This is a genomic window from Brevundimonas sp. NIBR11 (assembly GCF_027912535.1).
Lineage (GTDB): Bacteria > Pseudomonadota > Alphaproteobacteria > Caulobacterales > Caulobacteraceae > Brevundimonas.
This window is the reverse complement of the sequence record NZ_CP115465.1, coordinates 3147235-3166259: the sequence shown is the minus strand read 5'-3', so window position 1 is coordinate 3166259 and position 19025 is coordinate 3147235. Positions and strand designations below refer to the sequence as shown.

General features: G+C 66.4%; 22 protein-coding genes. 11 read left to right on the top strand and 11 right to left on the bottom strand.

Features of this window, described 5'->3' with window-relative positions:
- Window positions 1–498: 498 nt before the first annotated feature.
- The gene (gene rpsT / locus O5O43_RS15955; RefSeq protein ID WP_271084887.1) at window positions 499–768 is read right to left on the bottom strand and encodes a 30S ribosomal protein S20; all 270 of its coding nucleotides are present in this window, start codon (window positions 766–768) and stop codon (window positions 499–501) included.
- Between the two features lie 105 nt (window positions 769–873).
- The gene (locus O5O43_RS15950) at window positions 874–1662 is read right to left on the bottom strand and encodes an enoyl-CoA hydratase-related protein (RefSeq protein WP_271084886.1); all 789 of its coding nucleotides are present in this window, start codon (window positions 1660–1662) and stop codon (window positions 874–876) included.
- 112 nt (window positions 1663–1774) lie between these two features.
- On the opposite strand from O5O43_RS15950, the gene O5O43_RS15945 reads away from it, so the two are divergent.
- Entirely contained in the window at window positions 1775–2443 is a 669-nt protein-coding gene (locus O5O43_RS15945) for a DUF6624 domain-containing protein (protein ID WP_271084885.1), read from the top strand.
- A gap of 7 nt (window positions 2444–2450) precedes the next feature.
- On the opposite strand, the gene O5O43_RS15940 is transcribed toward O5O43_RS15945, so the two are convergent.
- From O5O43_RS15940 to mutM, 4 genes are all read right to left on the bottom strand, one after another.
- Entirely contained in the window at window positions 2451–2669 is a 219-nt protein-coding gene (locus O5O43_RS15940) for a helix-turn-helix transcriptional regulator (protein WP_271084884.1), read from the bottom strand.
- Entirely contained in the window at window positions 2666–3154 is a 489-nt protein-coding gene (locus O5O43_RS15935; protein ID WP_271084883.1) for a hypothetical protein, read from the bottom strand. Before O5O43_RS15935 ends, O5O43_RS15940 begins: the two co-directional genes overlap by 4 nt.
- A gap of 87 nt (window positions 3155–3241) precedes the next feature.
- Window positions 3242–3775 (bottom strand): DUF1697 domain-containing protein, encoded by a 534-nt coding sequence (locus O5O43_RS15930; protein WP_271084882.1) that lies wholly within the window; start codon window positions 3773–3775, stop codon window positions 3242–3244.
- Window positions 3776–3871: 96 nt separating this feature from the next.
- Complete coding sequence (mutM, locus tag O5O43_RS15925) at window positions 3872–4735, bottom strand: bifunctional DNA-formamidopyrimidine glycosylase/DNA-(apurinic or apyrimidinic site) lyase (protein WP_271084881.1); 864 nt, start codon at window positions 4733–4735, stop codon at window positions 3872–3874.
- Window positions 4736–4792: 57 nt separating this feature from the next.
- Between mutM and O5O43_RS15920 the strand changes: the two genes are divergently transcribed.
- The 3 genes from O5O43_RS15920 (at window position 4793) to O5O43_RS15910 (ending at window position 6439) form a co-directional block, all read left to right on the top strand.
- The gene (locus O5O43_RS15920; RefSeq protein WP_271084880.1) at window positions 4793–5077 is read left to right on the top strand and encodes a hypothetical protein; all 285 of its coding nucleotides are present in this window, start codon (window positions 4793–4795) and stop codon (window positions 5075–5077) included.
- A 55-nt stretch (window positions 5078–5132) separates the two neighbouring features.
- Window positions 5133–5573 carry a hypothetical protein gene (locus O5O43_RS15915; RefSeq protein WP_271084879.1) on the top strand — a complete coding sequence of 147 codons (441 nt, stop codon included), beginning with the start codon at window positions 5133–5135 and terminating at the stop codon, window positions 5571–5573.
- Window positions 5574–5881: 308 nt separating this feature from the next.
- Window positions 5882–6439 carry an IPTL-CTERM sorting domain-containing protein gene (locus O5O43_RS15910; protein ID WP_271084878.1) on the top strand — a complete coding sequence of 186 codons (558 nt, stop codon included), beginning with the start codon at window positions 5882–5884 and terminating at the stop codon, window positions 6437–6439.
- An 83-nt stretch (window positions 6440–6522) separates the two neighbouring features.
- Here O5O43_RS15910 and O5O43_RS15905 read toward each other — a convergent pair whose 3' ends face one another.
- Window positions 6523–6960: a hypothetical protein gene (locus O5O43_RS15905; protein ID WP_271084877.1), complete on the bottom strand. Its 438-nt coding sequence runs from the start codon at window positions 6958–6960 to the stop codon at window positions 6523–6525.
- Between the two features lie 62 nt (window positions 6961–7022).
- Between O5O43_RS15905 and O5O43_RS15900 the strand changes: the two genes are divergently transcribed.
- The 3 genes from O5O43_RS15900 to O5O43_RS15890 all read left to right on the top strand — a co-directional run bounded on the left by O5O43_RS15900 (window position 7023) and on the right by O5O43_RS15890 (window position 9722).
- Window positions 7023–8129, top strand: a complete 1107-nt coding sequence (locus tag O5O43_RS15900; protein WP_271084876.1) for an acyltransferase — start codon at window positions 7023–7025, stop codon at window positions 8127–8129.
- Between the two features lie 72 nt (window positions 8130–8201).
- Window positions 8202–8726, top strand: a complete 525-nt coding sequence (locus O5O43_RS15895; RefSeq protein WP_271084875.1) for a CHAP domain-containing protein — start codon at window positions 8202–8204, stop codon at window positions 8724–8726.
- 30 nt (window positions 8727–8756) lie between these two features.
- The gene (locus tag O5O43_RS15890; RefSeq protein WP_271084874.1) at window positions 8757–9722 is read left to right on the top strand and encodes a magnesium transporter CorA family protein; all 966 of its coding nucleotides are present in this window, start codon (window positions 8757–8759) and stop codon (window positions 9720–9722) included.
- Between the two features lie 74 nt (window positions 9723–9796).
- Here O5O43_RS15890 and O5O43_RS15885 read toward each other — a convergent pair whose 3' ends face one another.
- Both O5O43_RS15885 and O5O43_RS15880 read right to left on the bottom strand, forming a co-directional pair.
- Window positions 9797–10660: a lipid A-modifier LpxR family protein gene (locus O5O43_RS15885; protein WP_271084873.1), complete on the bottom strand. Its 864-nt coding sequence runs from the start codon at window positions 10658–10660 to the stop codon at window positions 9797–9799.
- A 224-nt stretch (window positions 10661–10884) separates the two neighbouring features.
- The gene (locus O5O43_RS15880) at window positions 10885–12777 is read right to left on the bottom strand and encodes a ribonucleoside-diphosphate reductase subunit alpha (protein ID WP_271084872.1); all 1893 of its coding nucleotides are present in this window, start codon (window positions 12775–12777) and stop codon (window positions 10885–10887) included.
- 259 nt (window positions 12778–13036) lie between these two features.
- On the opposite strand from O5O43_RS15880, the gene O5O43_RS15875 reads away from it, so the two are divergent.
- From O5O43_RS15875 to O5O43_RS15865, 3 genes are all read left to right on the top strand, one after another.
- Window positions 13037–13801 carry a phosphatase PAP2 family protein gene (locus tag O5O43_RS15875; protein WP_271084871.1) on the top strand — a complete coding sequence of 255 codons (765 nt, stop codon included), beginning with the start codon at window positions 13037–13039 and terminating at the stop codon, window positions 13799–13801.
- 96 nt (window positions 13802–13897) lie between these two features.
- Window positions 13898–14650 (top strand): hypothetical protein, encoded by a 753-nt coding sequence (locus tag O5O43_RS15870; protein ID WP_271084870.1) that lies wholly within the window; start codon window positions 13898–13900, stop codon window positions 14648–14650.
- A gap of 114 nt (window positions 14651–14764) precedes the next feature.
- Window positions 14765–15154 carry a hypothetical protein gene (locus O5O43_RS15865; protein WP_271084869.1) on the top strand — a complete coding sequence of 130 codons (390 nt, stop codon included), beginning with the start codon at window positions 14765–14767 and terminating at the stop codon, window positions 15152–15154.
- A 98-nt stretch (window positions 15155–15252) separates the two neighbouring features.
- On the opposite strand, the gene O5O43_RS15860 is transcribed toward O5O43_RS15865, so the two are convergent.
- Window positions 15253–15708, bottom strand: coding sequence for a hypothetical protein (locus O5O43_RS15860; RefSeq protein WP_271084868.1), 456 nt, complete (start codon window positions 15706–15708; stop codon window positions 15253–15255).
- A gap of 366 nt (window positions 15709–16074) precedes the next feature.
- On the opposite strand from O5O43_RS15860, the gene O5O43_RS15855 reads away from it, so the two are divergent.
- The gene (locus tag O5O43_RS15855; protein WP_271084867.1) at window positions 16075–18225 is read left to right on the top strand and encodes a response regulator; all 2151 of its coding nucleotides are present in this window, start codon (window positions 16075–16077) and stop codon (window positions 18223–18225) included.
- Here the strand turns inward: O5O43_RS15855 and O5O43_RS15850 are convergent.
- Window positions 18222–18992, bottom strand: coding sequence for a metallophosphoesterase (locus O5O43_RS15850; RefSeq protein WP_271084866.1), 771 nt, complete (start codon window positions 18990–18992; stop codon window positions 18222–18224). The genes O5O43_RS15855 and O5O43_RS15850 overlap by 4 nt on opposite strands.
- Window positions 18993–19025 lie beyond the last annotated feature (33 nt).

Sequence of the window (19025 nt, the reverse complement as noted above, 5' to 3'; positions counted from 1 at the left end):
CGTCCGTTCACCCGCCATAAAAAGGTCACTGCCAACCGGAACCCTTCTCGTTCCGGCCAGACGCCGGGTCGGCCTGTTCAGGGACGCATTCTCCTGATCCCTGAAGCGGGTGCTTCAGAAATGGGTGCGGCCTCGCGGACAGACGTCTCCCGCCGGCGCAGGGATCCGTCCCCGCTCCGTCTTCATCCGTGTGGGGATGGAAGTGCGTTAGAGGCCAAAACTTACGCCCCGAACGTCATGGGTCAACGCTGATTCGCGAGCCGAATTGCAGTTAAATTGTTTGACTCCGCTAAAGCCAAATCCCGCTTGGGAAAATCTCGGTTTCGCCTATCCGGCGAAGCGTGACAGTCGCCAGCTCAGTTAGCGGCAGACAGCAAAACGGCGCGGGAGCTGTCGCACCCACGCCGTTGAAATCCTATAACTTTAGTACGACGGTTCGAAAAATTCCGATCCGTGGCGCAACCTTTTTCAGGCTTGGCCGCAGCCAAGAATCCTGTGTCAGGCGGCGGACATTTTCTTCAGCTGCGCGTGCAGGCGCGAGACTTTGCGCGAGCCGGTGTTCTTGTGAACCACGCCCTTGGTCACGGCGCGCATCAGCTCCGACTGGGCCTCCACAAAAGCGCCCTTGGCGGCGGCGGCGTCGCCACCGGCGACGGCCTCCTGGAACTTGCGCAGGAAGGTGCGGACGCGGGTGCGGCGCGACTTGTTCACTTCGGTGCGCGCGGCGATCTTGCGGATCGCTTTCTTCGCGCCGGGATTGTTGGCCATCGTCAAACCTATCAACGGAAACGCCGCGGACACCCTGCCCACGGCGTGGAAATCTTCAAGAGCGGGCGGCTATAGCGGAATGGTCCTGCTGGAGCAAGCGGAGTCTCAGCGTCCCTTGAACTCCGGCTTCCGCTTCTCGACGAAGGCGGCCATCCCCTCCTTCTGATCCTCGAATGCGAACAGGGAGTGGAACAGGCGGCGTTCGAACTGAACTCCTTGCGTCAAGGTCGTCTCCAGGGCGGCGTTGACCATCTCCTTGTTGGCCATGACGGCCAGCGGGCTCTGGGAGGCGATCTTGGCGGCGATCGTCCTGACCTCGTCCAGCAGGGTCTCGTGCGGCACGACCCGCGACGCCAGCCCCGACGCCAAAGCCTCGGCCGCATCCATCATCCGGCCGGTGAGGCACATGTCCATGGCCTTGGACTTGCCGACCAGGCGCGTCAGGCGCTGGGAGCCGCCGATGCCGGGGGCGACGCCCAGGTTGATCTCCGGCTGGCCGAACTTGGCCTTGTCCGAGGCGACGATGAAGTCGCACAGCATGGCCAGCTCGCAGCCGCCGCCGAGCGCGAAGCCGTTGACCGCCGCGATGATGGGTTTGCGGAACCGGGTGATCCGGTCGTGGCCGAGGGCGAAATAGTTGCTCGTGTACATCTGGGCATAGGACTGGTCCGACATCTCCTTGATGTCGGCGCCGGCGGCGAAGGCCTTCTCTCCCGACCCGGTCAGGATCAGGCAGCGCACCGCGTCGTCATGCTCGACGGCGTCGAGGAAGTCGGCGAGATCCTCGAACAGGGCCGAGTTCAGGGCGTTCAGCGCCTCGGGCCGGTTGAGGGTCACCAGGGCATACCCGTCGGCGTGCCGGTCGATCAGGATGTTGGAATAGGTGTCGGCCATGGCGTTGTTCCTCTTATGCACCGCCTGCATACCGGTCTGCTCTGACGGACGAAACCCGGATTGCCGACGACGGCCGTGCGGTTAGGGTGGCCACAATCTTCGGGAGAACGCCATGTCGATCTGGATCCTGACCGCTCTCTTGATGACCGGCGATCTGAGCCCTGAGGCGCGGGCCCGACTGGCGGCCTTCGACAGGGCGGTGGCCGAAAGCCGCCGCGCCTATGACGGGCTGGGCGCGGACGCCACTGACCGGCAAAGGCTTGAGGCGCTGCTGGTGCGGGACCAGCGGCCGATGTCGATCGCCAGCCATGAGATCGATCTGTCGGGCCTGCCCGAGGCGGAACGGCGTGAGGCCCGGGCGCTGGTCGACGCCGAGATCGATCGGCTGAGCGATGAGAATGTCGAGGCCCTGCTGACCATGGTCCCGGCCGAGGGCTGGTTCTCGATCGCCGTCTATGGCGAGGAGGCGGCGACGAGCGCCTTCCTGATCGTCCAGCACGCCGACACCGCGCTGCAGAAACGCTTCCTGCCGGCCATCGAGGCGATGGCGAACCGGGGCGAGGCCAGCAAATCCTTCTACGCCATGATGTGGGACCGGGTCGCCGTCGCCGAGGGCCGGCCGCAAAGGTGGGGCACCCAGATGCAGTGCGTGGATGGCTTCATGCGCCCCTTCCCGACCGAGGACCCGGAGCGGCTGGAGGAGCGGCGCGCGCCGATGGGATTCCGCTGGCCCGACTACGCCGGCTACCTGGCCAATTTCGGCGCCTGCGGCAGTCACTGACCGGCGGTCAGCCCTCCCACTGGAACACCTCGGTAATCGGCACGTCGAAGACGGCGGCGATGCGGAAGGCTGCCTCGAGGCTGGGCGAGTATTTGCCCTGCTCCATGGCGACGATGGTCTGGCGCGTCATGCCGATCCGCGTCGCCAGATCGGCCTGGGTCATCTCTCCGGCGTGGAAGCGCAGCTCGCGGATGCGGTTCCGGATCGGCGGCGGCCCCTTAGTCAACGGAGCGCCCTCAGCAGCATCAAGGTGACCCCGGCGCGCACCATCTCGGTGAGGATCAGACAGGCCAGCAGCACATTGGCCAGAAGCACCATCATCTCTCCGGTGACCGAGAAGGCCAGCGTGCCGCCCACGAGATTGTCGTCCAGCAGGCCGGCGAAATAGGCCCCTGCGCAAACACAGAACAGAAGCGCGATCAGCACCATCAGGGCGACGTGGCTGGCCTTCAGCGAGGCGTGGATCTCGCGTTCGTCGCGCGTGTTTCGCTCGGCCTTGGGGGTGGTCAGGGTCGCGATCAGGGTCAGGGCCACCTCGATCACGGCGACGACGAAGACGGCGCCGGCGAAGGCGATCCCCATGGCGCCGACGAATTTCTCGTCATGCAGCCCGCCCTTCAGCACCCGGTCGATCAGCTCCCGGAAATAGACTCCCCAGACGACAACCGCCGAAAAGATGCTGATCCAGAGATGTTTCTCGCGAAAAGACATGACGGCCTCCCGCCGCGACAGGCGGCGAAGACCATGTCGCATGATACGGACATCATGTCCATTATTTTTTACATCACGTCCGATATTTCAGACGCCGACCATTTCGCCGATCTTCAGCACCGTGTTCCAGTTCCGACCAGTGCCCATGCCGAGGATCTTCGGCGTGGCTTTCTTGAAGATCTCGCTGTCGCCCTGGCCGCGCGGGAACCAGAAATAGAGAACGCCGTCGATCGCCTCGACCGCCTCGCCGTCGCGACACAGGCCCTGGACGGCCTCCAGCGCCCCGGCCTTGATCCCGTCCTTCATCACCATGGCCACGACCTTCGACGGGTGGTCGGCGGCTTCGGTCGGGAAGGGGTTGGCGGCGATCAGTTTCGACCATTGCTCCTGCGTGCGGGCCATGGCGGCGATCCTCACGCCGAAAGTCTTGTCCATCTCCGCCTCGATCGCCGCCTCCAGTTCGTCCGTCGGCATGTCGCTCTCGACCACCAGATTGCCGCTGGCCTGAAGCGTGCGCGGATTACCCAGACCCATCGCCTCGGCCATGGCCCGTTGCTCGCCGACCGGCGCGCGGACGCCGCCGGTGTTCATGCCGCGAAACAGGATGATGCGGTGGGTCATGGGTCTTAGGGCTTGGTAAGTAGGGCTTAGGGATCGTGCAGAAGTTTAGTCGGGGGCGTCGCTCGGTCGAGTCGCTTAAACCCTAAGCCCTAAGCCCTACTTCCTCTGACAGCTCGGACAGTAGAAGGTCGAGCGCCCGCCCTGGACGATGCGCCTCACCACGCCCGTACAGCCGTCGCCGAGGCACGGCTGGCCCTCGCGGCTGTAGACGTCGAACCGGTGCTGGAAATAGCCCTGACCACCCTCGGCGTTGGCGAAATCCTTCAGGGTCGAACCGCCCGCCGCGATGGCGTCGTTGAGCACGTCGCGGATGACGCCCGTTAGAGCCTCCAGCCGGGGCCGGGTCAGCTTGCCCGCCGCGACCAGGGGCGAGATGCGCGCCCGGTACAGCGCCTCGCACACATAGATATTGCCCAGCCCGGCCACGATCCGCTGATCCAGCAGCGACACCTTGATGTTCTGCTTCTTGCCATCGAAGGCCTCGGCCAGATGGGCGGCGGAGAAGCCGTTGCCCAGCGGTTCCGGCCCCATGCCCACAAACCACGGATGGCTCTCGACCGCATCGGTCGGGATCAGCCCCATGAAGCCGAACCGGCGGGCGTCGGCGAATCCGACTCGCGTGGCCTTCCCGCCGCGCACGGCGCAGAAGCTCATATGTTCGTGCTTGCCCGCGATGGGCGCCGGCTCCTCGAACTCGCCCAGCTGTTCGCCGTCGACGGTGAACCGGCCGGTCATGCCCAGATGGGTCACCCAGGTCTCGCCGGTCGACAGGGCCGCCAGCATATATTTGGCCCGCCGGTCGATGCCTTCGACGGTCGCGCCCTCCAGTCGCTCCACGAACCGCTCGGGGAAGGGAAAGCGCAGGTCCGGACGGTTCTGTCGCACGCGGGTCAGCCGCGCCCCGACCAGCACCGGCTCCAGGCCGCGTCGGACCGTCTCGACCTCGGGAAGTTCAGGCATGGATTTCGTCTAGCCCGTCGCCGCGAACGGGTGAAGAACCGTGCTAAAGGGATCGGCATGGTCGCCCGTCTGCTGCGCTTTGGTCTGTACCTTCTGATCGCCCTCGTCCTGTCGGCGGCGGCGACCTGGGGGCTGGGTCTGTTCTGGGTCGCCATCGGCGGCGGAGACCTGCCGCTGCACGGCTGGATCGCCATGGCGCTGGGCGTCTCGGGCACGGTCGGACTGACCTGGGGTCTGATGGCCCTGGCCTTCAAGTCGCATCGGGAAGGCTGGGACGAGCGGGTCGACAACTCCATGGATCCCGGCCGCGAGTCGGAGCGGGACGACGACCTCCTGTATTGAAGCCCGACCCGCCGGCCTGCATGGTCGGCGAAATGCCCGTTCGTGGAGCCTGTCGATGCGCCTGACCCTGATCCTTCTCGCCGGCCTCGCGCTCGCGGCCTGTAACAACGCCCCCGAGGCGCCGCCCGCCGACAACACGGCCCCACCCGCCCCGCCCCCGGTTCTCGCCGGCGTCGACCTGACCCAGCCCGTGCGCGCCATCGGCACCGAGCCCTTCTGGGCCGTCGACATCACGCCCCAGACCCTGATCTATTCGGCGCCTGACGATCCCGGCGTCAGCGCCCCCAACCCCGGGCCGACGATCCAGGGCACCACGGCCGTCTATGCGACGACCTCGAACGGCACGGCCCTCGTCGTCACCCTGATCGCGACGGAGTGTTCCGACGGGATGAGCGACCGGGTCTATCCCCTGACCGCCCGCGTCGAACGGGGCTCCCAGACCCTGAACGGCTGCGCGGCCTCGGTCGCTTTCCTGGAAAGCCAGCCTCAGCCCTAAGAGCACAGGCGCTGGCATCGGCTCCCGACCCAGCTGGCACTTGATCTGGTCCATGGCAGAGTCAACTGCAGAGACGGCCACGATGGGTCAGATCGGCCGGTGGGCGCTCGCTGCACGGTGGAGTTGGCCCCTGACAAGTTTGTGCAGACCGAGAATGGACCGTCGTGGCAACCTCGCGGCTCTCCACAAGTCCTGACTATACCTGACGAGGGGGCCACAAACCTCTGTTAGGCTTGACTAATTGCCATTCGACCCGCTCTTGGCGGGGCGCTGAGCGATTTTGGGCGCCAGTATCCGATGGGGGCTTAATGTTTAACCAGTTCCGCCCCGCGCTGCTCGGCGCGGTCATCTTCGGCAGCTTGGCTTTCGCGGGTACGGCGAGCGCCCAGGTGTCTTTCACCGGGTCATACAATCCGAACCAAATCGCGCTCGGCAGCAGCACGACCGTCACCCTGTCGGTCCCCAATGCGACTGTCACGGCGCTCTCGGCCGGCACGTTCAACTACACCTTCCCGGCGGGAAACTGGAACTACACGGGGGGATCCGGCTGTACAGGCACCATCAACAGCAACGGCGGCAGCTCGACCGTGACGCTGTCGAATCTCGCCGTGAACGCTGGCGCCACCTGCGTCCTGAACTTCAGCTTCAGGCCTAACAACGCCGGCATTTACCCGCTGTCCCCGTCGACTTTGAGCTATGCGGGCGCCGATGGAGCATCTCCGAAGCCGCTGACGGCCGGAGCAAACCCGACACTGACGGTCACCGCCCCCGTGCCGACGATGAGCGAATGGGCATTGATCCTGTTTGGCACGGTCCTCGCAGGCGGCGCTGCGCTGTACGTCCAGCGTCGTCGCCCCGTCGCCTAACTGTCCCAAGCCTGACTCGCGAACGGCTCCGCTGGTGAAGGCGGAGCCGTTTTCACGTCTGCTTCCACCCAGAGACGTCGCGACTACCCATCGCCGAGCAGCGGCCCCACGCCCGGCACGCTCTTCACAGCCTCGCCCAGCAGGTCGCGCCCCGTCGCCGCGCGGACCCGTTCGCGCGCGGCTGGCAGCAGCCGCTTGAGGTCGTCCTTGCCCACGCCCTCGGCCTTGAACTGCTCCAGCAGCCCCATAGCTTCCGCCACCGCCTTGCCCGACACCCCGCCGGCCGAGGCCATAAGTCCGCCGAACAGGCCGCGCTTTGGCCGCTCGGCCGCCTTGGACCGCGCCGCGGTCTCGGCGCCCGGCAGGGCGGCGTAAAGGGCAGCCAGCGGCTCGCGCCCCGCATGCCGATCCAGCAGGCCCAGCGCTCCGGTCAGGGCGACCTGGCCCTGCGCCTCGGTCAGGCCCGCAGCGGCGGCGGCCGAGGCGGCGATGGCGTCGAAGGTCAGGGCGGGTGGGGTCACGTCGGAATCTTTCATAGGCTCACTTAACTGTTCTGGAACCGCGTCGGCTGCATATGGGGCGTATGACCCAGCTTGAAACGCCGCAGGACCTGCGTCCTCTCACCGCGCTTCGCTTCGGCGCCGCCATCTGGGTGGCCCTGTTCGCCTTCTGGCCCGACCTCGACGTCAACTGGATGCCGAACCTGGTGGCCAAGGGGTATCTGGGGGTCGAGCTCTTCTTCGTCCTGTCGGGCTTCATCCTGTGCCACGTCTATCTGGCGGCGCACGGCGAGAAGCGGTTCAGCTATGGCTCCTTCCTGTGGGCGCGGATCGCGCGGGTCTATCCGCTGCATATCGCCACCCTGGTCGGCATCGGCCTCCTGGCATTCGGCGCGCTCGCCGCCGGGATGAACGTCAACAGCAATATCCTCAGCTGGTCCGCCCTGCCCGCCAACATCCTGATGGTCCACGCCTGGGGCTTCGCGCCCGTGGCCGGCTGGAACCATCCGTCCTGGTCGATCTCGGCGGAGTGGTTCGCCTATCTGAGCTTCCCCGTCTTCGCCTTCGTCGCCTGGAAGCTGCGCGAGCGGCCGATCGCCGCCGTCATCGGGGCCGTGGCTCTCCTCGTGGGCCTCTACATCGTCTTCCCGCTGCTGGCCGGGTTCGAGTTGACCAAGGCGACGATCCTGTGGGGCGCGCTGCGCATCGTCCCTTGCTTTGCGCTGGGCTGCGCCCTCTACCTGATGCACCGCAAGATCAAAGTGCCGCAACCTGCCCTTCTGTCGGCGGGCATCGCCGTGACCATCGCCGTCGCGGCCTCCCTGTCGGCGCCCGACGCGGTGATCGTGCCCCTGTGCGGCGCCCTGATCCTCAGCCTCGCCGCCCTGCCGAACGAACGCGCCGGATGGCTGGCGTCCAAGCCCGCCGTCTATCTCGGGGAGATCAGCTACTCGGTCTATATGGTCGTGGTGCCTTGGAAGCTGCTGGCCGTGAATGCGGCGTCGAAGATCACCGGCGGCGGCGACAAGCTTCAACTTTTCGTGTGGCTGGCCGTCGTCCTGACGCTGCCGGTCGTCGCGGCGGTCTCGTACCACCTGGTGGAATTCCCCGCGCGGCGGGCATTGCGCGGCATCGCACACCGTCGAGCCATCCGCGCGAAAGCGGGCTCGGGCGATCCACAGCTCGCCTGATAAGAGGCTTTTACCCCGCGTTCACTATCGTCTAGGAAGAGTGCGGGCGTAACAGTCGGAAACATATCGAGCATGACGAAACGGATCACCGCCGCGCTGGTTGCCGCTTGCCTGGGCTTTTTCGCCCTGTCGCCCGCCCCCGCCAAGGCCGAGGATCCGTATTGGCAGTGCGTCACGTTCGCCCGCATGTTCTCGGGCATCAACATCTTCGGCGACGCCTGGACCTGGTGGAACCAGGCCGTGGACCGTTTCCGCACCGGCCGCGCGCCTGAGACCGGCTCGGTTCTGGTCTTCCGCCCGGAAGGCCGAATGAGCCGGGGCCATGTCGCCGTCGTCTCCGACATCCTGACCGACCGGGTGATCCGCGTGACCCACGCCAACTGGGGCGGCAGCCGCGGCCGGGTGGAAGAGAACGTCACCGTCGTCGACGTCTCGGGCGCCAACGACTGGTCGCAGGTGAAGGTCTGGTACAATCCGATCCACGACCTCGGCACCACCGTCTATCCGACCTACGGCTTCATCTATCAGGGCGCGCGCGACGCCTACGACGCCGGTCGCCAGGTGGCGGCGAACGCGACCAACACCGCCCAGAACTAGGCCCGCGCGCCCCTTCACGAGCCGTCCCGAATGATCCGCCTCTATCGTTCGGGCTGCGCCGCCTGCGAGGCCGTCGAGATCGACGTCATCGGCGGCTGGGACATGCCGCCCGACACGCTCTGGATCGACCTTATCGACCCCAGCCACGGCGAGGACGCCGCAGTCGAGAAGGCGCTGGGCATCTCCATCCCCACCCGCGCCGAGATGAGCGAACTGGAGGCCTCCAGCCGCCTCTATCGCGAGAACGGCGCCTCCTACGTCACCGCCGACATCCTGCATCGGGGCGAGGACGACCTGCCGGGCATCGATCCGGTGACCTTCGTCCTGACCTCGGGTCCCATGGTCACGATCCGGTATTTCGACCCCCGCCCCTTCACCATGTTCATGGACAAGCTCGAGCGCGAACCCGCCCTCTGTCAGACCGGGGCGGACATGTTCCTGAACCTGATGGAGGCGATCATTGATCGCGCCTCGGACGTCTTGTCCGGTCTGGCCGGCAAGGTCGAGGGCTTCGGCGTCCATGTCTTCTCCGAGGGCAAGCCCGTCGGATTCCAGCACCTGATCACCAAACTGGGCCGCGCGCATATCGCCAACGCCCGCATCGAACAGAGCCTGGCCGGCCTGTCGCGCGTTTTCTCCTTCGTGGGCGTCGACGACTGGTTCGAGCACAAGGAAGAGCCGCGCGAACATCTCCGCTCGCTCAGCCGCGACGCCGCCAGCCTGATCGCCCACAATCAGGCGGTCGCAGCAGGCATCAATTTCCAGCTTTCGGCCGCCTTGGGCCTGATCAACATCCAGCAGTCGTCGATCTTCAAGATGTTTTCGATCTTCACGGCGGTGCTGATGCCCCCGACCCTGATCGGCGCCATCTACGGCATGAATTTTGAGCACATGCCCGAGCTGCGCTGGGTCGAAGGCTACCCGATGGCGCTCGGCCTGATGATCATCTCGGCCATCGCGCCCCTGATCTATTTCAAGCGGCGGGGCTGGATTTAGCGGAGGGCTTAGCGAGCAGGGCTTAAGGCCTGGAGAAGCCAGCCTCAACTTCCCTGAGACCTAGGCCCTACGACCTACCACTCCGGCTTGATCGACAGCTGGAACGCCACCAGCCCCTCGCTTACGTCGTTGTCGACGCCGCGACCGCCCCAGATGCCTTCCGCCTCGATCTCGCGATAGACGAGGCCGAACGAGCCCTGCATGTCGCCCTTGCGGATCGCCACGCCGACCGAGGCGTCGCCCAGGAAGGCGCCGCTGTCGCGGCTGTAGCCGGACCGCTGGTATTCGCCATCGCGAGTGCGGGCGAAATTGTATCCGACCGCCGTGCCCGACCCGGCCGCATAGATGTACCACCGCGCCCGCTCGCCGAAGGCGGCGGAGCCTTCCGGCAGGATACGGTCGGCGGCCGATCCGATGCGCAGGGTGGCGCCCGCCTCGGCGGTCCCGCCCCGGTCCCCCGCGCCGATGCCGACGTGGGGCGTCAGGGTCACTTCGAGGCCGTTCTCGGTATAGCCGCGCGCCGCGGCCCAGCCGCGCGTGTAGCTGAACTCGTAGCCGTCGGGATCGAACATGGCCGCGTCCATGGGCGTCGGCGGAACCGGCGAGCCGTCGGCCCGACGCAGTTCCCCGCGCGTCCGAAGACGCAGACGGTCCGAATAGCCGTCGCCCTCATGCCAGATGTCGCGCGTGGTGGTGGCGGCGAAGGCGTTCTGGGCCGCGATCGGCTCGTAGTCGGAGGCGAACTCCACCGCGGGCCCGAATTCGCGCCCGGCCGCGGCGTTGAAACTGGCCTGGCGATTCAGCTGGGCGGTGATGCTGGCGGAGCTCTGCTGCTGGCTCTCGGACCAGTTCTGATTGACCCACGTCTGCGCGCTCGCCGGAACGGCCATCGCCGCCAGCGCCACTACGCCCAGGACAAGAGGTCTCAGAAAGATCAACGGTCCCCTCACAGTCCGTTAACAGCTGTCACCCTGCACCGGAATCGAAAGGAGTCCAACCGCGATTTTGCGACATCTCCCCGACATGAGCGCCCAACGCGACTTTCACGGCCCAGGTTCCCCGATCAGGGGTGTTCAGGAGGGTTAAGGGGCGCCGACACGAAACGAGCGGCGCCTTTGCAGAAGCCGCTCGTCAGATTGCTGGTTCTGAAGCCCCCGGCCCCCTACTGACAGGCTAGGCACTCGTCGTAGTCGGTGGGGGCGGCCGAGAAGAGGTCCGGCTGGTTCGGATCGGGCTCGACCGCTTCCTTGTCCTCGGCGCCGGCGAAGGCCGCGCGCTGCACCGATTTGGAACGCAGGTAGTAGAGCGACTTCACGCCGGTCTCCCACGCCTTCCAGTGCAGCATGTGCAGATCCCACTTGTTGACGTCGCCCGGGATGAACAGGTTGATTGACTGGGCCTGGCAGATTTCCGGGGAGCGGTCGGCCGACAGTTCCACGACCCAGCGCTGGTCCAGTTCGAAGGCGGTCTTGAAGATCCCCTTCTCGTCGTCGTTTAGCATGGTCAGGTGCTGGACCGAGCCCTCGTGCTCCAGGATCGAGCTCCACACCGCGTCGGTGTTGGCGCCGTAGCCTTCCAGCAGTTGCTCCAGATACGGGTTCTTGACCGCGAAGGAGCCCGACAGGGTCTTGTGGGTGTAGATGTTCGCCGGGATCGGCTCGATGCCCGCCGACGTCCCGCCGCAGATGATCGAAATCGAGGCTGTCGGGGCGATGGCCAGCTTGTGCGAGAACCGCTCCATCACGCCACGCTCCTCGGCGTCGGCGCAGGGCCCCTTCTCCTCGGCCAGCTTGACGCTGGCCTTGTCGGCCTCGCGACGCAGGTGTTTGAACAGCCGCATGTTCCACGACTTGGCCATGGCGGATTCAAACGCCACGCCCTGCGACTGCAGGAAGGAGTGGAAGCCCATCAGGCCCAGGCCCACCGAGCGCTCGCGCTTGGCCGAATAGACGGCGGCGGCCATTTCCGGCGGGGCGCGGGTGATGAAGTCCTCCAGGACGTTGTCCAGGAAGCGCATCACGTCCTCGATGAAGCGGGGCTCCTCGCGCCACTCCAGGAATTTCTCGGCGTTGACCGACGACAGGCAGCAGACGGCGGTGCGATCGATGCCCAGGTGGTCGGGGCCCGTGTGCAGCATGATTTCCGAGCACAGGTTCGACTGCTTCACCTTCAGCCCCAGCTCCTGCTGGTGCTTCGGCATCTGGCGGTTCACCGTGTCGGAGAAGATCAGATAGGGCTCGCCGGTCTGCAGGCGGATCTCGAGAATCTTCTGCCACAGCGAGCGGGCGTCGACCTGGCGCATCACCTCGTTGTTCTTGGGCGAGCGCAGGGCGAACAGGGAACCGCTCTTCACCGCCTCCATGAACTCGTCGGTGATGTTCAGCCCGTGGTGCAGGTTCAGGGACTTCCTGTTGAAGTCGCCCGAGGGCTTCCGGATCTCCAGGAACTCCTCGATCTCCGGGTGGTGCACGTCGAGGTAGACCGCCGCCGATCCGCGACGCAGCGACCCCTGAGAGATCGCTAGAGTCAGAGAGTCCATCACGCGGATGAAGGGAATGATGCCCGAAGTCTGGCCCGCGCCCTTCACCTTCTCGCCGATGGAGCGGACTCCGCCCCAGTAGGTGCCGATGCCGCCGCCGTTCGAGGCCAGGGACACGTTCTCGTTCCAGACGCGCTGGATGCCGTCGAGCGAGTCCTGCACCGAGTTCAGGAAGCAGGAGATGGGCAGGCCGCGGTTCGCGCCGCCGTTCGACAGCACCGGCGTCGAGGGCATGAACCAGAGCTTCGACATGTAGTCGTAGACGCGCTGGGCATGGTCGGCGTCGTCGGCATAGGCCGTCGAGACGCGCGCGAACATGTCCTGGTAGCTTTCGCCGGCCAGAAGGTAGCGATCCTCCAGCGTCTTCTTGCCGAAGTCGGTCAGAAGGTCGTCGCGCGACCGGTCGAGTTCAAGGCTGCGCACCACAGTCAGATGGGGCTTCTCATGGGCGGGCGCAGCCTCAACGGCCTCGAATTCCACAGTCTTCAACGCTTCGCCGCCAGCCATAATCGTCATCGCCCTGAACAAAAATCAAAGTTGAGCCGCCTGCGCCCCAACCACTGCATCTAGTGGCCGAAGCGCGCCCCGAACCAACATATGGGGCGCAGATGCCTAACCAATGGTCAACGGGCTTGACGTCGGAATTCGTGTCGAATCACGTGTCGTCGGGGGATGAGCCTGTGCAAAAGCCGCGACGGCCGTACGACGGTCGTCTGTGACAGGATTCACGAAGCCGTGATCGGGAACGGCCTGCCAGCTTGGCCGTTTGCGGCGGGTGCAGACTTCCGAACTCGTCCCGTTCCTTCGCCGCGCCCTGACCGTCGCGCGCGCCGAATTCGCCGCCCTGGGCGCCCTGGCCATCGTCACCCTGGGGATCATGACCTTCGTCGAGATAGCCGACGACATGACCGAGGCCGACGGCCAGGCCTTCGACCAGATGGTGCTCCACTGGATGCAGCCGGTCGCCGGCCAGCCGCGCGGTCCGTGGTGGCTGCATGAGGCCGCGGCCGATCTGACCTCTCTGGGCGGCATATCGGTGCTGACTCTTTTCGCCATCGTGGCGCTCGTCTTTCTGCTCATCCTTCGCAAACGACTCTCGGCGCTTCTGCTGATCGTCGGCCTGGCCGGTGGCGTGGGCCTCAGCGAGGGGCTGAAGGCCCTCTTCGAACGCCAACGCCCGCCGGCGGTCTATCAGGCGGTCGAGACGCTGAACGCCAGCTTCCCCTCCGGCCATGCCTTGCTCTCGACGGTCTTCTACCTGACGGTCGCCGTGATGCTCACGCGGGCCTTTCCAAGGAAGCGCGTGAAGGCCTGGGTGCTCGGTGTCGGCATGACCTTCGCCCTGATCGTCGGTCTGACCCGCATCTATCTGGGCGCGCACTGGGCTTCTGACGTCATGGCCGGATGGTGCGTCGGCGCTGCCTGGGCGATGGCCCTGTGGCTCGTCAGCTATGCGGTGGAACGCCGTCAGACGCGCCACCAGGCCCATCTGGTCGATGAGCCGGCTGTTTCCGGCGAACCGCCGGTCGCCGAAGCCTGAGATTTCACTAGGCCCGGCACGACCAAAAGAGTTAATGTCCACTTTGACCGACCGCCCGGAGTCCCCCGTCTCCGGTCCTGCGGCAGGAGGCCCCTCATGATCGGACTGATGTTCGCCCTGCTCGCCAGCCCCGCCGCGGTGGAGGCCCAGGCTATCCAGGCCACGATTCAGGGCTGCGCCGTCGAGAACGGCCGCTATGTCTGCCGCTACGCCGTGCCGGACATCATGATCGTGCCGGTTCCAGGCTCCAACATCGTCGCCGACGCCCCCGCAGTGGTGCTGGGCCCCAATGCGTCCTCGACCGAGGCGCCGTCGCCCGACACGCTCGCGCCGGCGCCCGAGATGACGGTCGCCGAGCCGCCCGTCTCGCCCCCGGCGGGTCCGCCGGTCTCGTCGCCCGCGCGGCTCGCCGCCGCCACGACGACGGCTGCAGCCGTCGATCCCGGACCGATCCAGCCGATCGACGCCGGCGTCCTGACGGAGCGCGAAAGCCAGTTGGTCAGCCGCTGCGCCGACGCCGGCTGGATGTCGCTGTGCCTGCCCGACGACCGTCGCGCCGCCCGCACCCTGCGCGACAAGCAGACGGCCTATCTGGCCGTTCGCCGGGAGGTCACCCGCCTGATCGGCGACGACGACTGCGACGCCGCGGTCAAGGCCGCCCTCGACGGCGGCTACCTGGCCCTGGCGCGCGAGACCCGCGACTACTGCGCCGCCCCGACGGCGGCCGCCGCTGCCCGTCCGACCGTTGAACCGAGCGCGGGCGCGACGACGACCCGCCCGACCGTCGCGGCGGAACAACCCGACGAGGTCGTGTCCAAAGACGCCGCCGACGACCTGCTCGAGGGCTAGGCTTCTTCCGAGCCGCGCTCTCAACCGGCGCGGTTACTCGCCATAGACGGGCCGCAAGATCCGTTTGAGCAGAGGCTGGCCGACCCCTGGTCGGTGACTCATAGAGACATCGCAGTGGCGACCTATTTCCCCATCGATGCTGGAGTTGAGTTCGATTGCGTTAACAGCGATCTGATCGGCTTCGACTGGCTGGCCGGGACCGCTGATTTCGTCATTCCGCAAGACAGCCGGCGCGCCCTCCGTGTGCGTTTCGCCTTGGTGGGCGTCTCTAGAATGCTCGACGAGATGACGCTGAGCATCGAGACCGCTCCGGGCGTCGACCGTGGGTTGGTTCCGCATCATTTCGCTTATCGCGTCGAGGGGTCTCTGTTCTCCGACAGCGCTGCGGCAAGGCTATGGTCCGAAATTTTTGGCCCTGCCAGCCACTATTGCTTCGTTACCGGCGGAGGTTGTCTCGACGTCCTGACGGCTGTTCCGCCCGAGTTCGCGGTCATACCTCGGTAGTTTCGAGACGGTCGAGCAAACAGGGCCACCAGCACGTCCTCAAACGAAAGGGCCGCTTCCTCTCGGAAGCGGCCCTCGGCATTCAATCGGTTTGGGTCTCAGTGACCGCCGACGGGCTCGCAGGTCGTGCCGTCGGGGCAGTCCGCGAAGTGGACTTCCGGCGGCTCGACCAGGATTTCCGACGGACGGACGACCACGTCCGGACGCTGGACGTAGATTTGGGCCGGCGCGATGCGGATCGGCGGCGCATCGACATAGACCGGAGGTCCGTCGATGTAGATCGCCGGAGCGGCGACGTTGATCGGGCGACCGATCACGCGAACGCCGGGCGACGCCACGTGAATCGGGGCTCCCGGGTTGTTGATCGGCGGGCCCCAGCCCCCCGGTCCCGGCCAGCCGTGGCCGCCGCCGGTCCACGGGCCGTAGAAATCAACGACGCGCGTGCACGAGCACGGGACGTCGCCGTAGTGTGGCGCTTCAGGACAACCATGGCCGTCCGGGGCGGCAGCGCCCGAGATCAGCATGGCCGCCGCGATCGAAGTAATCGGATCCATGGTCAGCTCCCCTTAAGTCCTTGCGAGACCTCGTTTTTCCCCTCTCAGGCGAACCTGAAACGAGCCCTACGAGCCGCGTAATCAGCGTTATCTTAACCTTTTGGACCTGTCTACCATCCACAGTCGCGCTTAAGCCTCACTGTGGCCGCCCCTCCACGCACCGCCCGATTCCCTCCGGCGCCGCGCAACCTTTTCCGATCTGCGTCGTGCGGCCCTCTGTCGGCAATCGGGGAGGAGACTCGGGGCTGGCCCGGGCCATGACCCTGGAGGCGACCCCACGCCGGCCACCTTCGATACCCTCGGATAAGGGGAACTACGGATAGCCATACTACCGTGCGTTAACCCTTGTTGTGGCATGACCAATTCGTGCGGCAGGGGACCATTCTGATGCAGGGTCGCTGGCGGATCTTCCGCCACGAAGATGGACGCGAGGCGGGACCGGCGGGCTGGGCCTATGTGGCCCTCTTCTGCGCCAGCCTGCTGATCGGCGTGTGGAGCGCGCGCCAGTTCGGGGCGGTCGTGATGTGGCCCGCCAACGGCATCCTGCTGGCCGCCTTCCTGCAGTTGCACCGTCGTAAGGCCGTCACCGTCCTGGCCGCTTGTCTCGTCATCAACCTGGCCTCCAACGTCGTGCGCGGCGACCCCATGCCCTTCCTGTGGCTCAACGCCGTACTCAACCTGGCCGAAGTGCTGATCGCCGGCGTCCTGGCGCGCAGGCTCTGCGGCGCCGCGCTGAACCTGCGTCGTCCGAGACGTCTGGTGATGTTCGCGGTCGCCGCCGTCACCCCGGCCGTCCTCTTCTGCACGGTCACCATCGTCACCGTGGCGGCGGTCCTGCAGACCTATTCGGCGGACCTCTACGCATTCACCTTCCAACGCTATTTCGCGATGGAAGCCCTGGGCCTGCTCACGGTTACCCCGCCGCTGCTCCTCCTGGCGCGCCGCCACCGGTTCAGCGACACCAAGGCCGTCGCCGGGCCGAAGGAAAGCATCGCCCTGTTCAGCCTGCTGACGGCGGTCGCCCTCGTTGTCTTCTGTCAGTCCAGCGTGCCGATCACCTATCTGATCTTCCCGGCCCTGCTGCTGCTGGTCTTCCGCGTCTCGACCACGGGGTCTGCCCTCGCGGTCCTGCTGGTCACCCTGGTCGGCGGGGTGGCGACCATCACCGGGCACGGTCCGGTGACCCTGCAACGTCTGGCCGTCGATCCCGAACTGGCCCACGTGCCGACCATCGTGCGTCAGTTGAACGTCTTCTACGGCTTCCTTCTGGCCCTGATCGCCGTGGCCTTGCCGGTTTCGACCATCGTTTCCGAGCGTCGTCGCATGATGGACAAGCTGGAAGCCCGAACGCTCGCAGCCCAGATCGCCCGCCGTCAGGCCGAGGCCGCCGACGCGGCCAAGTCCCGCTTCCTGGCCCTGATGAGCCACGAGATGCGCACCCCTCTGCACGGTGTCGTCGGCTATGCTGAGATCCTGTCGCGCCGGCCCGGTCTGGACGAGGAGGCCCGCCGTGAGGTCGATGAGATCCAGAAGTCCGGCGCAGCCCTGCTGACCCTGGTCGAAGACGTGCTGGAGGTATCGCGCGGCGACGCTGTCGTCGGCACGGACGCCATCCTCCCCGCCGGTCTCCTGGCCCAGGTCGTGGCCGCCAGCGGCGACTGCGCCGCGGCCAAGGCCCTGCCGATCCACGTAAGCGTCCTGCCTGGCGCCGAGGCTCCGGTGCGGGCCGACCACCGTCGTCTGCGCCAGATTCTCCACCGGTTGGTCTCAAACGCCGTCAAATTCACGACCGAGGGCGAGGTCGCGGTCAGCGTCGCGCGCGAGGGCGCCCTGACGGTCTTCCGCGTCTCCGACACCGGCCCAGGGGTCGCGCCCGATCTGGTCCCCACCCTGTTCCAGGCCTTTGTCCAGGCCGACGACACCATCAGCCGCACCCATGTCGGCGCCGGCCTTGGCCTTGCCGTCGCCCATCGCCTGACCCGCGCCATGGGCGGCGAGATCGCTCTGGAGAGCACGTCCTCAAGCGGTTCGACCTTCGTCGTCCGCCTGCCTCTGCCCCTGGCCGAAACAGACGACGCCGACCGCGTATCCGACCTGGTCGAGGCCGGTGTCGGGGGTCCGGCCCGCATTCTGATCGTCGACGACCACCCGACCAACCGTGAGGTCGCCCGCCTGATGCTGGCCCCGCTGGGCTGCGACATCTTCGAGGCGGTCGACGGCGTGGAGGCGGTCGAGATGGCCTCGTCCGCCCACTACGACCTCATACTGATGGACGTGCGAATGCCGCGCATGGACGGTCTGGCCGCGACCCAGGCGATCCGCGCCCTGGATGACGATTTTTCCCGCACCCCCATCCTGGCGGTCACCGCTGACGCCATGCCCGAGGACGCGGCTCGCTGCCTCGCGGCCGGCATGGACGGCCATGTCGCAAAGCCCCTGACCCACGCCAGCCTCTTCGCCGCCATCGACGCCGTCATGAACGCGAACGACGAGCCGGCGAGCGAGGCGGCGGCCTAGACCTCGAACACCCGGTAAGGCCTGTCGCCCAGCGTCCGCAGCACCGGCAGGGCGACGTTGTAGACCGGCACCCCGCGATGGGTGGCGCCCTTCGGCGCCCCGCGATGCGCATGGCCGTGCACCACCAGTTTGACGTTCTCGTAGCGGTCGATCGTTTCGGCCAATCGCGACGAGCCGAGGAAGGCGTGAATCTCCGGCGGCTCTCCGACCACCGTGTCCACGATTGGCGAATAGTGCAGCAGCACCACCGATCGCTGGGTCCTCAGCGACCGGATGGAGGTCTCGATCTGGTTGGCGTCCTCGACCGCCTCCTGCACGAAGGTCTTGATCGAGCTCTCGCCGAAGGGACTCAGCATGTAGCGGCCGAACCCGCCGACGAACCCCTTGCCGCCGGCGAAGCCGACGCCTTCGATCTCGTAGCTGCGCCCGGCCGAGATCATCTTCACTCCGGCGTCGCACATCATTTCCATGACATGCTCGGGCTGACCACACTCGTGCTCGTGGTTGCCCATGACCCCGACGACGGGGATCTGGCACAGCTTCAGGTCCTCGATCAGGATCTCGACCTCGCGGGTCTTGCCGAAATTGACCATGTCCCCGCACAGGCACAGGACGTCGGCGTCCTCGTGTACCCGCTCGAACAGTTCGCGGTACGGCTTGTCCGACGCCTCCCCGACATGCAGATCGCCGACGGCGGCCACGCGCAGCTTCGCCTTCGGACCCGCGTCGAGACCGGGCTGAGGGGTCTGGGGCTGAGCGTCGGTCATCGCATTCCACCCCGGACGGAGTAGGAACAGAAG